This window comes from Dryocola mayonis (genome assembly GCF_051307045.1).
In the GTDB taxonomy this organism is placed as follows: Bacteria; Pseudomonadota; Gammaproteobacteria; order Enterobacterales; family Enterobacteriaceae; genus Dryocola.
Map to the genome: position 1 here is coordinate 1102216 of NZ_CP150452.1, position 17912 is coordinate 1120127.

17 protein-coding genes are annotated in these 17912 nt (G+C 55.0%); 6 read left to right on the plus strand and 11 right to left on the minus strand.

Going from position 1 to position 17912, the window contains the following annotated elements:
• Nucleotides 1-38: 38 nt before the first annotated feature.
• Nucleotides 39-2240 carry an AAA family ATPase gene (locus tag WLO32_RS05345; RefSeq protein ID WP_435947459.1) on the minus strand — a complete coding sequence of 734 codons (2202 nt, stop codon included), beginning with the start codon at nt 2238-2240 and terminating at the stop codon, nt 39-41.
• A 510-nt stretch (nt 2241-2750) separates the two neighbouring features.
• A complete protein-coding gene (locus WLO32_RS05350; RefSeq protein ID WP_435947461.1) occupies nt 2751-2960 on the minus strand; it encodes a hypothetical protein in 210 nt (69 codons plus the stop codon).
• A 591-nt stretch (nt 2961-3551) separates the two neighbouring features.
• Between WLO32_RS05350 and WLO32_RS05355 the strand changes: the two genes are divergently transcribed.
• The 3 genes from WLO32_RS05355 to WLO32_RS05365 are packed head-to-tail and all read left to right on the plus strand — an operon-like array spanning nt 3552 to nt 6111.
• Nucleotides 3552-4385: a MetQ/NlpA family ABC transporter substrate-binding protein gene (locus WLO32_RS05355; RefSeq protein WP_435947462.1), complete on the plus strand. Its 834-nt coding sequence runs from the start codon at nt 3552-3554 to the stop codon at nt 4383-4385.
• A gap of 57 nt (nt 4386-4442) precedes the next feature.
• Entirely contained in the window at nt 4443-5459 is a 1017-nt protein-coding gene (sfbB, locus tag WLO32_RS05360; RefSeq protein WP_435947463.1) for a virulence-associated ABC transporter ATP-binding protein SfbB, read from the plus strand.
• Nucleotides 5452-6111 (plus strand): methionine ABC transporter permease, encoded by a 660-nt coding sequence (locus WLO32_RS05365; protein WP_435947465.1) that lies wholly within the window; start codon nt 5452-5454, stop codon nt 6109-6111. The genes sfbB and WLO32_RS05365 overlap by 8 nt, the downstream gene beginning before the upstream one ends.
• 4 nt (nt 6112-6115) lie before the next feature.
• Here the strand turns inward: WLO32_RS05365 and mnmH are convergent, their stop codons facing one another.
• From mnmH to ppiB, 5 genes are all read right to left on the minus strand, one after another.
• Entirely contained in the window at nt 6116-7231 is a 1116-nt protein-coding gene (gene mnmH / locus WLO32_RS05370) for a tRNA 2-selenouridine(34) synthase MnmH (protein ID WP_435947467.1), read from the minus strand.
• Between the two features lie 193 nt (nt 7232-7424).
• On the minus strand, nt 7425-8492 hold the full coding sequence (purK, locus tag WLO32_RS05375; RefSeq protein ID WP_435947468.1) for a 5-(carboxyamino)imidazole ribonucleotide synthase: 1068 nt from the start codon (nt 8490-8492) through the stop codon (nt 7425-7427).
• On the minus strand, nt 8489-8998 hold the full coding sequence (purE, locus tag WLO32_RS05380; RefSeq protein WP_435947469.1) for a 5-(carboxyamino)imidazole ribonucleotide mutase: 510 nt from the start codon (nt 8996-8998) through the stop codon (nt 8489-8491). Before purE ends, purK begins: the two co-directional genes overlap by 4 nt.
• A gap of 137 nt (nt 8999-9135) precedes the next feature.
• Nucleotides 9136-9855 (minus strand): UDP-2,3-diacylglucosamine diphosphatase, encoded by a 720-nt coding sequence (lpxH, locus tag WLO32_RS05385; RefSeq protein WP_435947470.1) that lies wholly within the window; start codon nt 9853-9855, stop codon nt 9136-9138.
• Between the two features lie 10 nt (nt 9856-9865).
• Nucleotides 9866-10360, minus strand: a complete 495-nt coding sequence (gene ppiB, locus WLO32_RS05390; protein ID WP_435947471.1) for a peptidylprolyl isomerase B — start codon at nt 10358-10360, stop codon at nt 9866-9868.
• A 177-nt stretch (nt 10361-10537) separates the two neighbouring features.
• Here ppiB and cysS point away from each other — a divergent pair, with 177 nt between their 5' ends.
• Nucleotides 10538-11926, plus strand: a complete 1389-nt coding sequence (gene cysS, locus WLO32_RS05395) for a cysteine--tRNA ligase (RefSeq protein ID WP_435947472.1) — start codon at nt 10538-10540, stop codon at nt 11924-11926.
• A gap of 58 nt (nt 11927-11984) precedes the next feature.
• Here the strand turns inward: cysS and WLO32_RS05400 are convergent, their stop codons facing one another.
• The 4 genes from WLO32_RS05400 to ahpC form a co-directional block, all read right to left on the minus strand.
• Nucleotides 11985-12332, minus strand: coding sequence for a DUF1869 domain-containing protein (locus WLO32_RS05400; protein WP_435948250.1), 348 nt, complete (start codon nt 12330-12332; stop codon nt 11985-11987).
• Between the two features lie 16 nt (nt 12333-12348).
• Nucleotides 12349-12681 (minus strand): DUF1971 domain-containing protein, encoded by a 333-nt coding sequence (locus WLO32_RS05405; protein WP_435947473.1) that lies wholly within the window; start codon nt 12679-12681, stop codon nt 12349-12351.
• 242 nt (nt 12682-12923) lie between these two features.
• Nucleotides 12924-14492, minus strand: a complete 1569-nt coding sequence (ahpF, locus tag WLO32_RS05410; protein WP_435947474.1) for an alkyl hydroperoxide reductase subunit F — start codon at nt 14490-14492, stop codon at nt 12924-12926.
• Nucleotides 14493-14600: 108 nt separating this feature from the next.
• Complete coding sequence (gene ahpC, locus WLO32_RS05415) at nt 14601-15164, minus strand: alkyl hydroperoxide reductase subunit C (protein ID WP_121265504.1); 564 nt, start codon at nt 15162-15164, stop codon at nt 14601-14603.
• A gap of 439 nt (nt 15165-15603) precedes the next feature.
• Between ahpC and WLO32_RS05420 the strand changes: the two genes are divergently transcribed.
• Nucleotides 15604-16353, plus strand: a complete 750-nt coding sequence (locus tag WLO32_RS05420; RefSeq protein WP_435947476.1) for a hypothetical protein — start codon at nt 15604-15606, stop codon at nt 16351-16353.
• 10 nt (nt 16354-16363) lie between these two features.
• Nucleotides 16364-17875 carry a phosphatidylglycerol--membrane-oligosaccharide glycerophosphotransferase gene (gene opgB, locus WLO32_RS05425; protein WP_435947477.1) on the plus strand — a complete coding sequence of 504 codons (1512 nt, stop codon included), beginning with the start codon at nt 16364-16366 and terminating at the stop codon, nt 17873-17875.
• The last annotated feature ends 37 nt before the right edge of the window (nt 17876-17912 follow it).

The window sequence follows — 17912 nt, forward strand, 5'->3', positions numbered from 1 at the left end:
ATGGTGCCCGCAGGTGATGACATTTTTTCTTGGCGCCTTTATTGCTCCTGCTGCATTTCTTCTCCCATCATCGCCGCGTAATGCTCCTCGTCCTCAGTTTGTTTAAAGATTTTTCTAAACATATCGAAGTAGCGCTCTTTATCCACGATGCCGGTTTGAAGAATATTTCTTCCGTCTGAATGGGAATGCCGGTTGATGGCGCGATAAAACGAGTCATATTCTCCAGCGTCTGAATGCTGTGCTGCCAGCATTTCCAGCGCAGCCCTGAGCTTCTCTTGCTTGCAGGCGAAGCTAAAGTAGTATTCAAGAATATTGCGCATAGTGTTGAAAAGCACGATCGGCTGGGTTTTGCTGTCCCTTACGTCCTTTAGTGTCTGCCATAGTGCCTGGTAATCGTTGAGCATTTCATGCATGGACAGCGCAACGCAATCGCTATGCTCGCCTTTAACGATGCGCATAAGCGACCAGTTTGTTGGAGCAGACCGGTTGTCCTGCAGACGGCCGCTATTGAGAATAATTTCCTGAAAGAAGAACATATTATGCGTCAGAATCACCACGTGTTTTGCTATCGCTGGAGTAATGATTTTTCGTTTGATGAGCGCAGCGACTTCATAAATGTAATTATGTGACAGGCTGGAGATCGGATCATCAATAACGATGAGTTTTTTGTCTGTCGGAATGGCCTCTGGCGTGACGCTGCCGGTGCAGGACTCAAGAAAGTAAAGGAAGGCAATGATGGTTTTTTCGCCCTCACTCAGGGAGCGAAATACCGCCTCCTCTCGCGGTTCACTGCCGCGCCGCAGTCGATACCGCTTGAGTTCACTGTCGTGGCAGAAAATCTCAAAGCCGGTAATGCCGAGAAGTTTAAGGTTGGCGTTGATGACGTCGATGGTTGGCTGGATCTCTGAAAGCTGGCCAGTAAGCATGGACGACTCTGCGTCAAGAGCGCGTTTCTGAGCAAACAGGATGTCATGCTGCTCTGTCAGCTGCACAAGGTGAGCACGGATTTCCTTATGCTGAGCGTCTTGTTCTGCAAGGTACTCTTCGCAACGCGCTCGCAGATGGCCGTGCACCTCCGCAGCCAGACGCCGTTTTTCCTCCCGAAAGTTTACTGCCAGGCGGTTATTTTCCGCCACGCGGGCGTTAAGAGCATTAACCTCATCAGACAGCTGCGCATAAATGTCCTGCTTGTTTTCCAGTAAAATTATCTGTGAGGGTTCTTTAACTTTATTAAGCACTTGTTGGAGTTGTAGCTCCACGCTCTTTTTCAAAGATTCTGTCAAAGCATGAAGACTGCTGTTATGGCCAGCGAAGGCATGGACAAGGACGCGGCGTTCAAAGTCTTCAAGCCTCTTGTAATCTTGCGCCAGTTGCTCCTGCGAAGCGGAGAGTGTTTTCAGGACATCTTGATACGATGCATCAAACATTTTGCCTATTTCTGTTGCGAAATGCTCCGAATCAAACACTTGCTGACAGAATGGGCAGATGCTGCCCTCAATATATCCGGAGCCTTTATGAACCCAGTCGGCATTACCTAGATGGGCGATAGTAGCGGAAAACTGCGTGCTATTTGCCGGTACTATGGGGGTGCACATCAGCTCTGTGACATTGGCTCCAGGCCCGGAAATCGACACCATGATCAGTTCATCAACTTGAGTACCTTCACTTTTACTGAGCAAATGCCACTTTTCTTCCAGAGTCTCTGTGGTGGTCTGTAACTCCGACACAGGCGTTGACAGCATGCGCTCATAAAAGCTTCTTGTCTGCTTTGCACGCTCAAGAAACCCCCCAAGCCTGTTACGGTCATTTACCGTACGGGCAAACATCTTTCTGGCACAGTCATCCTTGACGGTTTCCAGCATTTGCTGTCTTTTACTAATGCCAGCTGTAATTCCTTCTAGTTCTGTAGCAATTTTTGCACTCTGCTTCTGATTCTTCGTTATGACGTCTTGTAGCCCTTGATTTTTCTCGCTGAGCGTAAAAATACCCGGCTGCGAGTCAGTTTTACCGAAACGGCTGTCGATGTATTCCTGATTAAACACGAGGAAATGATCTACTCCCGAACTGCTAAATGTGCAATGCCGGTATTGGTCTGCGTGACGGTCGTAAAAATAGCCTGACACGGTCGACTTACCTGAGCCGTTCTGGCCGTAAATAAGTGTAACTTTACTGCTGAGATCAAAACTGACGTCACGGTCGGCGGCATAGCTTTTGACGCCCCTGACGGTAAGATATGCCATTCTTTCTCTCCCTGTCCTTGAAAAAGGTATACCCGGCTATCGTAGCGCATTTTTAGGGCAACAGGCAGAATGGGGATCAGAATATTCCTAGGTGGTGATCGCAAGCAAACTTAATTCCCTCAGGTACTATCAGCAGGAGTGGTTGGTGATTTATTTCTATTTAATACTCTAGGCTGATCTTTTACACCAATTGCCTGCATACTGCACTGGGGGCTGGTTACGGCCCTTTCAGGTATAACATCGCCTGAAAAATAGTAACTTAGGATAGAAATGAGCGAGAAGTGGATAACTGACGTGCCAGAGGTTCCTGGATTAATCGTGTTGATTGCTAATATACAAGAACACTAACTATCACCGAGGTAATAGTTTGAGTGAGAAATTTTCAAATACAACCTTAGATAATGAGGAATCTTCCATTATTATCAGTAAATAATCTTTTATCATAAACCCCACCTGAGAAATTAAAAAAATGAAGCCGCTTTTTAGCGGCTTCAAGACAAAAGTGAAAAATTAGCTATATTGTCCCCATTCCCTATCGATTACCCATTTTGGACTCCATGAAACAAAGGATGCAGGTTCGAAATGTTCACCCGTATCAGTCATATATTCAATACGTTCTGATCTTAATGGCAATGTATGGTTAGCTTTATCGCTCTCAAAATCCCAAACCCAGTAGCGGGGGATACCATCTTTGATTTTTTTTCCAGCAGCATAATCCATAGGCGCACAGACTCTCTCGATGTAACGCCCATCTTCTTCTGAATAGAACAGGATTCTCAGTTTTTTTTAGTGTGTATAGCGTCAATAAATACATCATGCTCATTGTGCATAGTCATTTCCTTGTTGTTTTTTACAGAGGTGCTACTACTCAAAAATACGTTACGCATCTTAGTCATACCATAACAAACATTGACCACATAACATCTTTTATTAATTAGTCCTCGACAGATTTTAAAACTTACACTCCTATTGCAAAGCAAAATGTTAAATTTAACTGAGGCTAATATAGGAAATTTTCCAGATTTCATTTAAGCCAATACAAACTAAACATCCCTTGTGAATTGCATATCAATCGAATCCTCCACAATTTCTGTTTCCCTCCAACCCCTCCCACCAGCCACAGCCCTAAAAGGAAAACGCTCAGCCCCCCACTTATACCCATTTCAGCTTTCCTTATTCCTTTTTCGCAATTACTCCCTGCGGCAGTTTGTGCCATCTTAATCGCTCGGTTTTCGTTTCAGCGACTTATGGAGCGGTCCGGCACCGATCGGCCCGCCGCAAAACAGCACACATTTATCTCAGGGAGAATATATGGGAATCCGTCACGGCCTTCGTATCGCAAGCGCGGCGCTGCTTCTGGCAAGCGGTCTAAACCTGGCGCATGCCGCCGACTCAAAGACCATCACTTTCGGCGTAGCGCCCGGTCCTTATGGCGATATGGTTAAGCAGGCCATCGCGCCGGCCCTGAAAGACAAAGGCTATAAGGTGGTGGTACGCGAATTCAGCGACTACGTGCAGCCGAACATGGCGCTCGCCAACGGCAGCATCGACGCCAACCTGTTCCAGCACAGCCTCTATTTCAACAAATTCACCGCCGATAAAGACCTGAAGCTGACAAAGCTGCTGACCGTGCCCACCGCCGGCATGGGCCTCTATTCCCATAAAGTCAAAAACATCGACGAGCTGAAAAAGGGCGATATCGTTACGCTCTCCAACGACCCCACGAATCTGGCGCGCGGCCTGCGGTTTCTGCAGTCCATGCAGCTGATCGCTATTAAGGACAATATCGATCCGACGAAAGCCTCGGAGCGCGATATCGCCAGCAACCCGAAAGGCCTGGTGTTTAAACCGCTGGAAGCCGCGCAGCTGCCGCGCACGCTGGACAGCGCTGCCGCCGCCCTGGTTAACGGCAACTTTGCCATCGCCGCCGGGCTGGACTTGAATTCTGCGCTCAAGCAGGAACATCTCGACGAAAACCTCAAAAATATCATCGCCGTGCGCACCGAAGACGCCGATAAACCTTTTGCGAAGGACATTGTGGAAGCGGTGAAATCACCCGCCTATAAAGCCGTGATTGACGATCCGAAAAACATTTTCAGCGCCTTCCAGAAACCAGACTGGATGACGCAGGCCGCTAAACAGTAGTGCTGCATTAGCCGGGCAGGCGGGATGCCTGCCCATCGCATCGACTCTGAGGTTTTCATGATTGATTTAGATAAGGTCTGTGTGGATTTCCCCGCGGGCCGCGGCCAGACCAGCCGGGCGGTGGATGACGTCAGCCTGCATATTGCGTCCGGCGAAATTTTTGGCATCGTCGGCACCAGCGGCGCGGGGAAAAGCACGCTGCTGCGCACGCTCAACGCCCTGCAGCGCCCAAGCCAGGGCAGCGTCAAAATTGCCGGCACGGAAATCACCGCGCTTGAGGGCGGGCAGCTTCGCAAAGCCCGTCAGCGCATCGGCATGATTTTCCAGCACTTCAACTTAATGCACACCCGCACCGTAAGCCAGAACGTGGCGTTCAGCCTGAAGGCCGCAGGCTGGGAGCGCGGCAAAATAGCGCCGCGCGTCGCGGAGATCCTGAGCCTGGTCGGGCTGGAAGACAAAGCCGGCCGCTATCCGGTACAGCTCAGCGGCGGGCAGAAACAGCGGGTGGGCATTGCGCGCGCCATCGCCAACCATCCTGACGTGCTGCTGTGCGACGAGCCCACCTCGGCGCTGGATCTGGAAACGTCGGCCACCATCCTTGCGCTGCTCAAACAGATTAACCAGCAGCTGGGCATCACCATCGTGCTGATCACCCATGAGATGAACGTGATTAAATCCATCTGCGACCGGGTGGCGGTCATGTCCGGCGGCAAAGTGGTGGAAGCAGGCGAGGTGTTCGATATCTTCGCCCATCCGCAGCACGCCTTCACGCGCCAGCTGGTTTCCCACACGCTGAACCTCACGCTGCCGGCGCGCCTGCAGCAGCATCTGCACGGCTCGTTGCTGAAGATCCTGTTCATTGGCGACTCCGCCGAACAGCCGGTGCTGTCCGACGTGGCGGTAAAATTTGGCGTGGCGGTAAATATCCTGCACGGCAAAATTGAATACATCGGCGAAAAGGCGCTGGGCATTCTGGTGGTTCAGCTAACCGCTCCGCATAACCCGGCCGCGGTGGATGCCGCCGTGGAACATATTCGCGCCCGTACGGCCCGGGTGGAGGTGATCAATGGATGATTTAGTCGCGGACCTGCTGCTCGCTTTTAATGAAACCTTCCAGATGCTCGGCATCTCAACGGTGCTGGCTATCGTCGGCGGTTTGCCGCTCGGCTTTCTGATTTTTGTGACCGACAGGAACCTGTTCTGGCAAAACCGTTTTGTAAACGTGTTCAGCTCGGTGGTGGTGAATATTATTCGCTCGGTGCCCTTCGTGATCCTGCTGGTGCTGCTGTTGCCGCTGACGCAGTTTCTGCTCGGCAATACGATTGGCCCGATTGCGGCGTCGGTTCCGCTTTCCGTAGCGGCAATCGCCTTTTACGCTCGCCTGGTCGACGGTGCGCTGCGTGAGGTGGATCGCGGGATTATCGAGGCGGCGCAGGCCTTTGGCGCAAGCCCGATGCGAATTATCTGCACGGTGCTGCTGCCGGAAGCCAGCGCGGGCCTGCTGCGCGGCCTGACCATTACGCTGGTAAGCCTGATTGGCTATTCGGCGATGGCCGGGATTGTGGGCGGCGGTGGCGTGGGCGACCTCGCGATTCGCTACGGCTACTACCGCTACGAAACGCAGGTGATGGTGGTGACCGTTATCGCGCTGATCGTGCTGGTGCAGGTGGTGCAAATGGCGGGGGATTATCTGGCCCGTCGCGCGGATAAACGCGACCGGCACTGAGAAACTATTTTGCCTGGCTGACGTAGCTGCTGCTGCGCAGCCAGGATTCAACCTGGCCGTAATCCCCGCGAAACACGATCTGCCCCGCTTTTTTGCCCAGCTGGTAGCGATACATCGGGTCGTAATACTCCTCAAGCAGCGGCGCCAGCCACGCCAGATGCCCGTCGCTGGAGCCGGTATTGCACTGAAACGCCAGCGCCTTATCCAGCACCAGGGTGAACTGCTGAAAACGCTCCATCCCTAAGCGGCGACGGATGGCGAACAGGCCGTGGTGCAGATATTCCGCGTAATTTTTCCATGCGGTCTCTTCATCGCTGACGGCCAAAAACGCCTCGCTCATCTGCTGGAAATATTCCGTTTTCAGGCGTTCCAGACGCACCTCGAACGGATCTTCAACCACCACAATCGGCGCGCGCGCCATGTTTTCCCGCAGGGATTCCGGGATGTGGCGCGAGCCAATCATGCGGCCTTCGTCTTCAATAACCCAGGTCACCGGCGCGTCCGCGCTTTTTTTCAGCAGCGTGGCGGCTAAATGATTCTCAAAGCTTGCCTGGGAAGGCTGCTCGACAACAGTGCGGCCGAAAGAGGAGCCGCGGTGGCGCGCCAGGCCTTCGAGATCGACGCCCGTCGGCAGGGAGCGGATAAGTATCGTCTTGCCGCAGCCGGTGTTGCCGCTGACCATAACCATCGGCCACTGCGCGCGGGCGTCAATGGCCTGTAACGCAAACTGGCGCAGCGCCTTATAGCCGCCTTCCACCAGCGGATAATCAACCCCGGCTTCGCGCAGCCACTGCTGAACGATATGGGAACGCATGCCGCCCCGGGCGCAGCACAGATAGCCTTCGGGTTGCAGCCTGCATTGCTCCAGCCACCGTTGCAGGCGGGCGTCGCGAACCTCGCCATTCACCAGGCTGTGGCCCAGCTCAATGGCCGCCTGCTGGCCGCGCTGCTTGTAACAGGTGCCCACGGCGGCCCGCTCGTCGTCCGTCATTAAGGGAAGGTTCAGCGCCGCGGGCATGGCCCCCTGGGCAAACTCAACCGGCGCGCGCACGTCGATAAGCGGAGTATCGGCGCGCAGCAGATGTTCATAATGGCGGGTATCGGGACGGGCTTTTTGCATGCATAAACCTTCAGGCGATTGGGGGTGAAACGCCGGGGATTGTGCGCCTGCTGAGTAAGAAAAGAAAGAGGGGAAAATGCGGCTTCCCGAATGTTGGCTGGCGCAGCCGCTTATCCGGGCTGGAAATCTTCTGGCTCAAACAGATTCCTGGAAGGCGGGTAAGCGTAGCGCCACCCGCCGTAAAATCCGTCGGCTACAGAAGCTTGCTTTGCGCCCAGGCGATGCCGCTTGCGTATTCCGGCGGCAGCAGCGGAACCAGCGCTTCGAGCGAGGCGCTCAGCCTGTCAGTATCGCTGTCGTTCAGGTTCAGGTGGCCCACCTTGCGGCCTTCACGAACGTCTTTGTCATACCAGTGCAGGTGCACCAGCGGCAGCTTCAGCCAGGCGTAGTTTACATCGGTGCCGATGAGGTTAATCATCACCGACGGGGCGTTAACGATCGGCTGCGGCAGCGGCAAATCGACAATCGCGCGCAGGTGCAGCTCGAACTGGCTGATGGAGGCGCCGTTCTGCGTCCAGTGCCCGCTGTTGTGCACGCGCGGGGCCAGCTCGTTGATCAGCAGCCCGGCTGGCGTAATAAAGCACTCCATCGCCATCACCCCGACATAGCCCAGCTCCTGCATGATGGCGGAAAGCATGGCCTCTGCCTGCTGCTGTTGCGCGGCGTTCGCCTGCGGGAAGGCGACGCTGGTGCGCAGAATGCCGTCCTGATGCAGGTTGTGGGTCAGCGGGTAAAACACCGTGCTGCCGTCATGCCCGCGCGCGCCGACCAGCGAAACCTCGCCGGAGAAATTAATGCCTTTTTCAACGATGCATTCGCCGTAGCAGTCTTCCGGCAGCTGGTCGGTTTCATCGTGACGTAAACGCCACTGGCCGCGGCCGTCATAGCCGCCGACCCGGCGTTTCACAATGGCCAGTTCGCCAAGGTTTGCAAACACGCCGGCCCATTCTTCGCGGCCGGAGAGCAGCTGCCACGGGGCCGTCGCGAGGCCGAGCTTGTCGAACAGCTGTTTTTGCGTAAGGCGGTCCGCGATGATGGGGAACACGTCGCGGTTAACGAAAGCGCTGTGGCGGGCCAGTTCGCGGGTAAGCGCCGTTTCGGGCCAGCGTTCAATTTCGGCGGTGATCACGCTCTGCGCGAAGGGAACCGCTTCCGGTTCGGCATCAAGCCCTACTGGATAAACCGCAATGCCCAGCGGTTCGCCCGCCTGGCGCAGCATTCTGCCTAACTGACCGTTGCCTAATACGCACACGCGCTTCATGCGTCACCCCGCGGGTCAGGGTTTTGCAGCACTTCTTCTGTTTGCTCATGGCGCCATGCGGCCAGGCGCTTATGCAAGTCCGGATCGTGCAGGGCGAGGATCTGCGCCGCCAGCAAGGCTGCGTTAGCCGCGCCCGCTTTGCCAATCGCCAGGGTGCCGACAGGTATGCCGCGCGGCATTTGTACGATGGAGTAGAGACTGTCCACGCCGCTCAGCGCCGCGCTCTGCACCGGCACGCCCAGCACCGGCACCAGCGTTTTTGCCGCCAGCATGCCCGGCAGATGCGCAGCGCCGCCGGCGCCCGCGATAATCACCTGAAAACCGTTGCTTGCAGCCTGTTCGGCAAAGCTGAACAGCTTGTCCGGGGTGCGGTGGGCGGAGACGACTTCGAGGTGGTGCGGAACATCAAGGGCGGTGAGGATTTCTGCGGCAAACTGCATGGTAGCCCAGTCACTTTTGGAACCCATGACAATGGCGATACGCGCCGGGGTCTGGTTGGAGGACATGCGTCTCAAAACTCCTGTGGGTAGGCAAACATCACCGAACGCCAGGCGGTCGGTCAGAAGGTCTGGGAGAATATCATGAACAACGGGCAAGGAAAACGGTTGCGTGGTTAACAAAGCGGCGAAAAGAAGGGGATTGGTTAAAAATCGAAGGGAATTAACTCAACGTCTGCGGGCGTGACTTTAATCATCGATCCGTGCGTATGCCATGCGCCCAGAACGCAGCGAAAAGCGGGCTTATCGTTTGCCGTAAGAGAGTGAATTTCCGGACGATGCGTATGGCCGTGAATCATCCACTGCACCTGATGGCGGGTGAGGGCGTTAACAACCGCCTGCGGGTTCACGTCCATAATGGTCATGGATTTACTGCTGTTCGCCGCTTTGCTGCCCGCGCGCATTCTGGCGGCGATACGCCTGCGGATAAACAGCGGCAGCGCCAGGAAGAGCCGCTGGATAACGGGGTTATGCACTTTTTGCCGGAAAGCCTGATAGCCGGAATCGTCCGTGCAAAGCGTGTCGCCGTGCAGGATGAGTATTTTACGGCCGTATAACTCGAGGACTTTTTCTTCCGGCAGCAGCGTCATGCCGCTTTTGCGGGCAAAGCGTTTGCCGAGCAGGAAGTCGCGGTTGCCGTGAATGAAGAAGCAGGGCACGCCGGCATCAACCAGGCTTTTAATAGCTAAAGCGATTTGGTCGTGCAGCGGCTCGGGATCGTCATCGCCGATCCAGGCCTCAAACAGGTCGCCGAGGATATACAGCGCCTGCGCTTCGCGCGCGGTGCCAGCCAGAAAACGCAGAAAACCGGCGGTAATCGCCGGTTCTTCTGAGCAGAGGTGTAAATCTGCAATAAACAGGATCATTAAGCGGGGATTATTCGCTTACGGTGACGCTGTTGACGATGACGTCTTCTTTCGGCACGTCCTGATGCATGCCGCTGCGGCCGGTGGCGACGGCCTTGATTTTATCAACCACGTCCATGCCTTCCACGACTTCGGCAAAGACGCAGTAGCCCCAGCCCTGCAGGCTTTCGCCGCTGAAGTTCAGGAAGTCGTTATCAACCACGTTGATAAAGAACTGCGAGCTTGCGGAGTGCGGAGCCTGGGTGCGGGCCATCGCCAGGGTGCCGCGGGTGTTTTTCAGGCCGTTGTTGGCTTCGTTCTGAATGGTGTCTTTGGTTTCTTTCTGCTTCATGCCCGGTTCAAAGCCGCCGCCCTGAATCATAAAGCCGTTGATCACACGGTGGAAAATGGTGTTGTCGTAGTAACCTTCGCGGCAGTAATCCATGAAGTTTTTAACGGTAATTGGCGCTTTATCGTCAAAAGTTTTGATGACGATATCGCCGTGATTAGTGTGAAAAGTAACCATGCTGGGCATCCTATATTTAGTCAGACAGTGTTCCGGCAGACGGTGCCGCCACACAAGGTGGTTGTTATAGCATAACTGAACATCATCATCACCTTGCAAAGCGTACTGCTTCCGTGTGAAATTTTGAGGTAACATATACCGCAATTTCGCTTACACACGTTGATATGGAATCCCCTGATGTTAAAAATCTTTAATACAATGACTCGTCAAAAAGAGGAATTCAAACCTATTCATGCCGGGCAGGTTGGCATGTACGTGTGTGGTATTACCGTTTACGACCTGTGTCATATCGGCCACGGCCGTACCTTTGTGGCGTTTGATGTGGTTGCCCGCTATCTGCGTTTCATCGGCTATCAGCTGAAGTACGTGCGCAATATCACCGATATCGACGATAAAATTATCAAACGCGCCCACGAAAACGGTGAAGATTTTGTCGCGCTGGTCGACCGCATGGTGGCCGAAATGCATAAAGATTTCGACGCGCTGAACATTCTGCGCCCGGACAGCGAGCCGCGCGCGACCAGACATATCCCGGAAATCATCGAAATTGTTGAACAGCTTATCGAGCGTCACCACGCTTATGTGGCGTCCAACGGCGACGTCATGTTCTCTGTGGAAACCGACCCGGCCTACGGCAAGCTTTCCCGCCAGGATCTGGACCAGCTGCAGGCCGGCGCGCGCGTAGAAGTTGAAGCCAACGTGAAGCGCAACCCGATGGACTTCGTGCTGTGGAAGATGTCCAAGCCGGGCGAGCCGAGCTGGCCGTCCCCGTGGGGCGAAGGCCGCCCGGGCTGGCATATCGAATGTTCCGCCATGAACTGCAAGCAGCTTGGCAACCATTTCGATATTCACGGCGGCGGCTCAGACCTGATGTTCCCGCACCATGAAAACGAAATCGCCCAGTCCACCTGCGCCCACGACGGCGAGTATGTGAATACCTGGATGCACTCGGGCATGGTGATGGTCGACCGCGAAAAGATGTCCAAATCGCTGGGCAACTTCTTTACCGTGCGCGACGTGCTGAAATACTACGACGCGGAAACCATCCGCTACTTCCTGATGTCCGGCCACTATCGCAGCCAGCTGAACTACAGCGAAGAGAACTTAAAGCAGGCTCGCACCTCGCTGGAACGTCTGTACACCGCGCTGCGCGGCACGGACAGCGCGGCGCAGCCGGCGGGCGGCGAAGCCTTCGAAGCCCGCTTCCGCGAAGCCATGGACGACGACTTCAACACGCCGGAAGCCTACTCCGTGCTGTTTGATATGGCGCGCGAAGTGAACCGCCTGAAAACCGAAGATCTGGCGGCGGCGAATGGACTTGCGGCGGCGCTGCGTCAGCTGTCCGGCGTGCTGGGCCTGCTGGAGCAGGAGCCGGAAGCCTTCCTGCAAAGCGGCGCGCAGGCGGACGATAGCGAAGTGGCTGAGATCGAGGCGCTGATCAAACAGCGTAACGATGCCCGGAAATCAAAAGAGTGGGCGCTGGCCGACCAGGCGCGCGACCGCTTAAACGAGATGGGGATTGTGCTGGAAGACGGCCCGCAGGGCACGACCTGGCGCAGGAAGTAACGGCTTTGTCAGCCATTTGAAGCCCCCATAAGGGGGCTTTTTTATATCAGGCTACAGGCTACCATCCGCAAACGTTGTGCTCTTCGTCGTTGTCGTAGCCGCGCACGATATTGATCAGTTCTTTTACCGCCTCGGCGGCGGTGTCCGGCTCCGCCAGCTGCGCCAGGGTTTTGAAATCTTTATCTACCGAGACGCCGTTATTGTTGTTGGTGACGCTGATGGCGTAGCAGGTATCGCAAAGCGTGCAGTCGTCGGACGGCCCGATGCTCTCCACGAGCGTGGCAACGGCCGCGGCGGCGACGGACGGCACGTACAGCGCCATCGGCTTCATGTAGACTTTTTCGGCGGCGGTTTTGGTCTTACGGTTCATCACCGCCAGGGTATAACCTTTGTTTTCTTCTTGCATGTCCATCACTTACACCTTATTCCTCAAGCAGAATTTGCGGGTCGACGTAAAAATCAACGTTGAATAACACCTCGTCGGTTAAGGCTTCTATATGGTGCCAAACCTCGGGCGGGAAAACGCCGAACTGCCCGGCCTCGATAACCAGCGTTTCAACCGGTTCAGGGCTGAATTCATCGGCATAGCCGCAGTAGCGAATAACGCCCTGCATCACCGATAAGCGGGGATAAACGCCCTGCCGCGTGCCGGCGTCGAGATGGCGTTTCCAGATGCCGGCCGGCGCGGTTTCCCTTGTCCAGAAAGGCGTGCTGCGCGTGTGGATAAAATGAGAGGGGATGATGATTCGCTTCATAAGTTTGCCTTTATACATACCACTAACCAGAGCCATGTCGCCGTCGACAAAATAAGCGAGGGGGTTATTTGAGGTGCGACAGGAATCTTAAGCAAGCAGCGTATCACGACTTAACCGCGGCAAAGTTGCGCTGGGTGCCCTTAACTCTTTAATTTGTATACCTAAAAATGGGTAAGCGAAGCGGGGAGGGGAAGAAAAAAAGCGGCCGAAGCCGCTTTGGATTTTGCAGGTGTGTCTTTGTCTTATTCCGGTGCCGAGGTGCGAATCAGGTAATCAAAAGCGCTTAAAGAGGCTTTGGCACCTTCGCCCGTGGCGATAATAATCTGCTTGTAAGGCACGGTGGTGCAGTCGCCTGCGGCAAATACGCCCTTCACCGTGGTTTCGCATTTGGCGTCGATAATGATTTCGCCCATGCGGTTACGCTCGACGCTGCCTTCAAGCCAGGTGGTATTAGGCAGCAGGCCGATTTGTACAAAAATGCCGGACAGCGCAACGTCATGAACGCTTTCGTTCACGCGGTCTTTATACTGCAGGCCGGTCACTTTGCTGCCGTCGCCTTTTACTTCCAGCGTTTGCGCGTTAAGAATGATGTCGACGTTTTTCAGGCTGCGGACCTTGTTCTGCAGCACCTGGTCGGCCTTCATCTCCGGCGCAAACTCCAGCAGGGTAACGTGTTCAACAATCCCCGCCAGATCGATAGCCGCTTCCACGCCGGAGTTGCCGCCGCCGATAACCGCCACGCGTTTGCCTTTAAACAGCGGGCCGTCGCAGTGCGGGCAGTAGGTCACGCCTTTGGTGCGATACTGCTCTTCGCCCGGCACGTTCATATTGCGCCATTTCGCCCCGGTCGCAATGATGATGCTGCGCGCGCTGAGGGTAGCGCCGGAAGCCGTCTGGATCTGGTGTAAACCGCCTTCGGCCTGCGCGGGAATCAGCTTGCTTGCGCTCTGGGTATCGATCACGTCCACGTCGTAATCGTCAACGTGGGCTTTCAGCGCGCCGGCCAGCTTCTGGCCTTCGGTTTTCGGCACGGAAATGTAGTTTTCGATATCAACGGTATCTAAAACCTGGCCGCCGAAGCGTTCGCCCATCAGGCCGGTACGGATGCCTTTACGCGCGGCGTAAACCGCCGCCGCCGCGCCCGCCGGGCCGCTGCCGACGATCAGCACGTCGTAGGCTTCGCGTTTATTCAGCGCTTCAGCCGCGCGTTTTTCCGCGCCGCTATCAATCTTGCCGACGATTTCAGCAAGGGTCATACGGCCCTGGCCGAACTCTTTGCCGTTCAGGTAAACCGCAGGCACGCCCATCACGTTGCGTTCCTGGATTTCGTTCTGGTATACGCCGCCGTCAATGGCGGTATGGCTGATGCGCGGATTGAGCACGCTCATCAGGTTCAGCGCCTGCACCACGTCCGGGCAGTTGTGGCAGGAGAGCGAGTAATAGGTTTCAAAGTGGAAATCGCCGTCGATTTGGCGAATTTGCTCCAGCAAATCCTGCGACTCTTTCGACGGATGTCCCCCGGTCTGGAGCAGAGCCAGCACCAGAGAAGTAAATTCGTGGCCGAGCGGGGAACCCGCAAAGCGCGGACCCTTATCGGAGCCTGGGTTGGTAATCAGGAACGACGGCTTGCGCACCGGCAGGTCGTTATTAATGCTAAAGGAGACTTTGTCAGATAATTCAGCGATTTCTGCCAGCAGTTCCTTAATCTCCGATGACTTAGGGCCGTCATCCAGAGTTGCAATCAACTCAACAGGTTTAGTGAGTCTCTCAAGGTAGGCCTTGAGCTGGGTTTTCATGTTGGTATCGAGCACGGGTCTCTCCCTGGAGGCAAAAAACGTAACAAGTGGGGTGGACAGGCGAATGCGCCGTCCACCTTCTGACAAAAGGGCGGTAGAGCCCGCCCTGCAAAACCGACTGCTTTAGATTTTACCGACCAGGTCCAGAGACGGAGCCAGAGTCGCTTCGCCTTCTTTCCATTTAGCCGGGCACACTTCGCCTGGGTGAGAAGCAACGTACTGGGCCGCTTTCACTTTACGCAGCAGGTCGGATGCGTCACGGCCGATGCCTTCAGCGGTCACTTCGATAGCCTGGATGATGCCCTGCGGGTCAACGATAAAGGTGCCGCGGTCCGCGAGGCCTTCGTCTTCACGCATGTTTTCGAAGTTGCGGGTAAGCGCGCCGGTCGGGTCGCCGATCATCGCGTATTTGATTTTGGCGATGGTTTCGGAGCTGCCGTGCCAGGCTTTGTGGGTGAAATGGGTGTCGGTAGACACAGAGTAGATATCCACGCCCAGCTTCTGGAATTCTTCGTAATGGTCAGCCACGTCGCCCAGCTCGGTTGGGCATACAAAGGTGAAGTCGGCCGGATAGAAGAAGAATACGCTCCAGCGACCTTCTACGTCCTGCTCGGTAACTTCAATGAATTCACCGTTTTTAAAAGCGCTGTTTTTGAATGGTTTGATTTTTGTATTAATTAAAGACATCTGTACTTCCTCCGTTTTGCGATGGGAGAAAGATACCGAAGTTGAGCGCCCGGCTCTAATGGGTAGGTTTTATCGAATCAATAAGCCATACCTTACAACGAGGTTAGCGGCAAAGAAAAAGGCCACCCGTTGCGGAGTGGCCTCTTAATGTTGCGCGTTACAATTCCACTTTAAAAAATCATAACAGCGCGGGAATTACAGCATCGAAGCGGTGGAAGGGTCAATCTGCCGGGCAATCTTAATAACGATGGCTGCGATAGCTTTTTCCTATAAAGGAAATACACAACAATTCCGAAACGCAGCACACTTTTGTGACAGACAAATTGCAACACTGTGCCTTCAGGGCTAGATTGAGCGCTCAGAATTTCTCTGAGGCAGGCGTTGCGCCGGGTGAGCGTCCATTTTTGTGAGGGTCAGGCAGTTGACGGAAGCGTTTTCAATGTTGTTATTTGCGGCAGCCATTGCCGTATACGCCGTTAAAGCGGGGCGAAATATCTGGTGGTTCGGCTCCATCCTGCTGATCCTGACGCTGTACATCGTGCTTAACGTGACGCTGGTCGCCAGCAACTATTTTACCGGCGAGGGCATTAACGACGCCGTTCTCTATACGCTGACCAGCAGCCTGACGGGCGCGGGCATCGGTAAATACGTGCTGCCGGGCCTCGGCGTGCTGCTGGGGCTGGTGATTATTTTCGGCCTGCTGACGTGGGTCTTACGCCACCGTAAAGATCGTCCGCATCATTTTGGCTACAGCCTGCTGGCCGTGGTGCTGGCGCTGGCGTCGGTGGATGCTTCCTCCGCGTTTCGCCAGGTCGTCGACCTGGTTAAATCCCAGACGCGCACCGGGGAATCCGATTTCGATGCTTATTATAAAGTCCCGCACGGCGTTATTAATCATCCGCAGCTGAACCTGGTTTATATTTACGGGGAAAGCCTTGAGCGCACCTATTTTCAGCCGGAACTCTTCCCCGATCTTGCCCCGGAATTAACCGGGCTGAAGGATTCGGGCATGGACTTCAGCCATACCGGCCAGCTGCCGGGCACCGACTACACCATTGCCGGCATGGTCTCCTCCCAGTGCGGCATTCCGCTGTTTGCGCCTTTTGAGGGCAACTCCTCGGCTTCGATGTCGAGCTTCTTTCCGAAAAACGTCTGCCTGGGCGATATCCTGAAGGCCCTCCGGCTATGAAAACTACTTTATGCAGGGCGCAGACCTGCGCTTTGCGGGCAAGGACGTCTTTTTACAGTCTCACGGCTTCGAGCATATGTATGGCGCGCAGGAGCTGAAAAGCATGGTCGCCGACCCGACCTATCGTAATAACTGGGGTTTTTATGACGATACGGTGCTGGATGAGGTTTATGAAAAATTCATCGAGCTGTCGAAAGCGAATAAGCGCTTCTCGCTGTTTACGCTGACGGTGGACACCCATCACCCGGACGGCTTTATCTCCAAAACCTGCAACCGCCGCAGCTATACCTTTGACGGCAAGGTTAACCAGTCATTCAGCGCCGTGGCCTGCAGCCAGGAACACGTCGCGGCGTTAATCGAAAAAATTAAGGCCTCGCCGTATTTTAAAAATACGGTGATTGTCGTTTCCTCCGATCATCTGGCCATGAACAACACCGCCTATAAATATCTCAATAAGCAGGAGCGGGATAATCTATTCTTTATTATTCGCGGCGATAAGCCCGAGGCTAAATTAATTCCGGTGAAGCGCAGCACCATGGATAACGGCGCGACGGTGCTGGATATTCTCGGCGGCGATAATTATATCGGGCTTGGGCGCAGCAGTATTTCAGGCGAGTCGCTCTCGTCGGTCTTTATGAATATTAAAGAGAAAATCCTTGAGTGGAAGCCGGACGTCATCGACCTGTGGAACTTCCCGAAAACCATCACCGAATACGCTATCGACCAGAAGAAGAACACCTTCAGCTATTCCGGCGCGCATTTCAAAATGCCGCTGCTGCTGCGCATTTCTGACAACAAAATCGAGCCGCTGCCGGAAAGCGAATACTCCGCGCCGCTGCGCTACCAGCTGGCTGATTTCGCAGCCAAAGATAAGTTTATCTGGGTCGATCGCTGCTTCAAAATGGCGCGTTTATGGGACCCGCAGCTGGCGCTGTCCACCGGCCTGTGCGTTTCCCAGGGGCAGCTGGGCGGCAAGCCTTCGGTACGCCCGATCGTCGGCGAGCAGGAGCAGCACGCGGTGGCCTTTGCCAAAGAGCAAATCGATAAGGATCGCTTCAACCAAAGCGTCGCCACGCTGAAAATCGACGAAAACGCGATCCGCTATCAGGCCGACAGCTTTATCTTCAGCGTGCCGGGCGCGCCGCTTAACGTGAAGCAGTTTACCGGTATTTCACGTCCCGAAGCCTGGGGCCGCTGGTCGAACGCCAACCTGGCGCCGGAGGTGAAGATTGAGTACGCCGAACCGCTGCCGGAAAAATTCGATCTGGTGATTACCGCCAAAGCCTTCGGGCCGAACGTGGGGAAAGCGGTGCCGGTGAAGGTCGGAAGCCAGCAGCAGAATCTGACGTTAGGCGAAGAGCTTACCACCACCACGCTGCACTTTGAGAATCCGGACCGCAGCAACCTGCTGGAAATCATTCCGCCGGCGCCGCAGCTGTCCAACGAAGGCAACATTCTCGGCCATGAACCGCGCAGGCTGGGGATTGGGATGGAGAATATTAAGGTAGTGCCGGCGGCATAATACAGTTGGGTAGGGTGGATAAGCGCCAGCGCCATCC

Coding starts and splice junctions, on each gene's coding strand:
- lpxH (WP_435947470.1), bottom strand. CDS start 9,855: ATGATCCTGTTTATTGCAGATTTACACCTCTGCTCAGAAGAACCGGCG.
- ahpC (WP_121265504.1), bottom strand. CDS start 15,164: ATGTCTTTAATTAATACAAAAATCAAACCATTCAAAAACAGCGCTTTT.
- WLO32_RS05350 (WP_435947461.1), bottom strand. CDS start 2,960: ATGGATTATGCTGCTGGAAAAAAAATCAAAGATGGTATCCCCCGCTAC.
- mnmH (WP_435947467.1), bottom strand. CDS start 7,231: ATGCAAAAAGCCCGTCCCGATACCCGCCATTATGAACATCTGCTGCGC.
- ppiB (WP_435947471.1), bottom strand. CDS start 10,360: ATGGTTACTTTTCACACTAATCACGGCGATATCGTCATCAAAACTTTT.
- WLO32_RS05405 (WP_435947473.1), bottom strand. CDS start 12,681: ATGAAGCGAATCATCATCCCCTCTCATTTTATCCACACGCGCAGCACG.
- WLO32_RS05365 (WP_435947465.1), top strand. CDS start 5,452: ATGGATGATTTAGTCGCGGACCTGCTGCTCGCTTTTAATGAAACCTTC.
- sfbB (WP_435947463.1), top strand. CDS start 4,443: ATGATTGATTTAGATAAGGTCTGTGTGGATTTCCCCGCGGGCCGCGGC.
- WLO32_RS05345 (WP_435947459.1), bottom strand. CDS start 2,240: ATGGCATATCTTACCGTCAGGGGCGTCAAAAGCTATGCCGCCGACCGT.
- WLO32_RS05355 (WP_435947462.1), top strand. CDS start 3,552: ATGGGAATCCGTCACGGCCTTCGTATCGCAAGCGCGGCGCTGCTTCTG.
- opgB (WP_435947477.1), top strand. CDS start 16,364: ATGCAGGGCGCAGACCTGCGCTTTGCGGGCAAGGACGTCTTTTTACAG.
- purK (WP_435947468.1), bottom strand. CDS start 8,492: ATGAAGCGCGTGTGCGTATTAGGCAACGGTCAGTTAGGCAGAATGCTG.
- WLO32_RS05420 (WP_435947476.1), top strand. CDS start 15,604: ATGTTGTTATTTGCGGCAGCCATTGCCGTATACGCCGTTAAAGCGGGG.
- WLO32_RS05400 (WP_435948250.1), bottom strand. CDS start 12,332: ATGCAAGAAGAAAACAAAGGTTATACCCTGGCGGTGATGAACCGTAAG.
- cysS (WP_435947472.1), top strand. CDS start 10,538: ATGTTAAAAATCTTTAATACAATGACTCGTCAAAAAGAGGAATTCAAA.
- purE (WP_435947469.1), bottom strand. CDS start 8,998: ATGTCCTCCAACCAGACCCCGGCGCGTATCGCCATTGTCATGGGTTCC.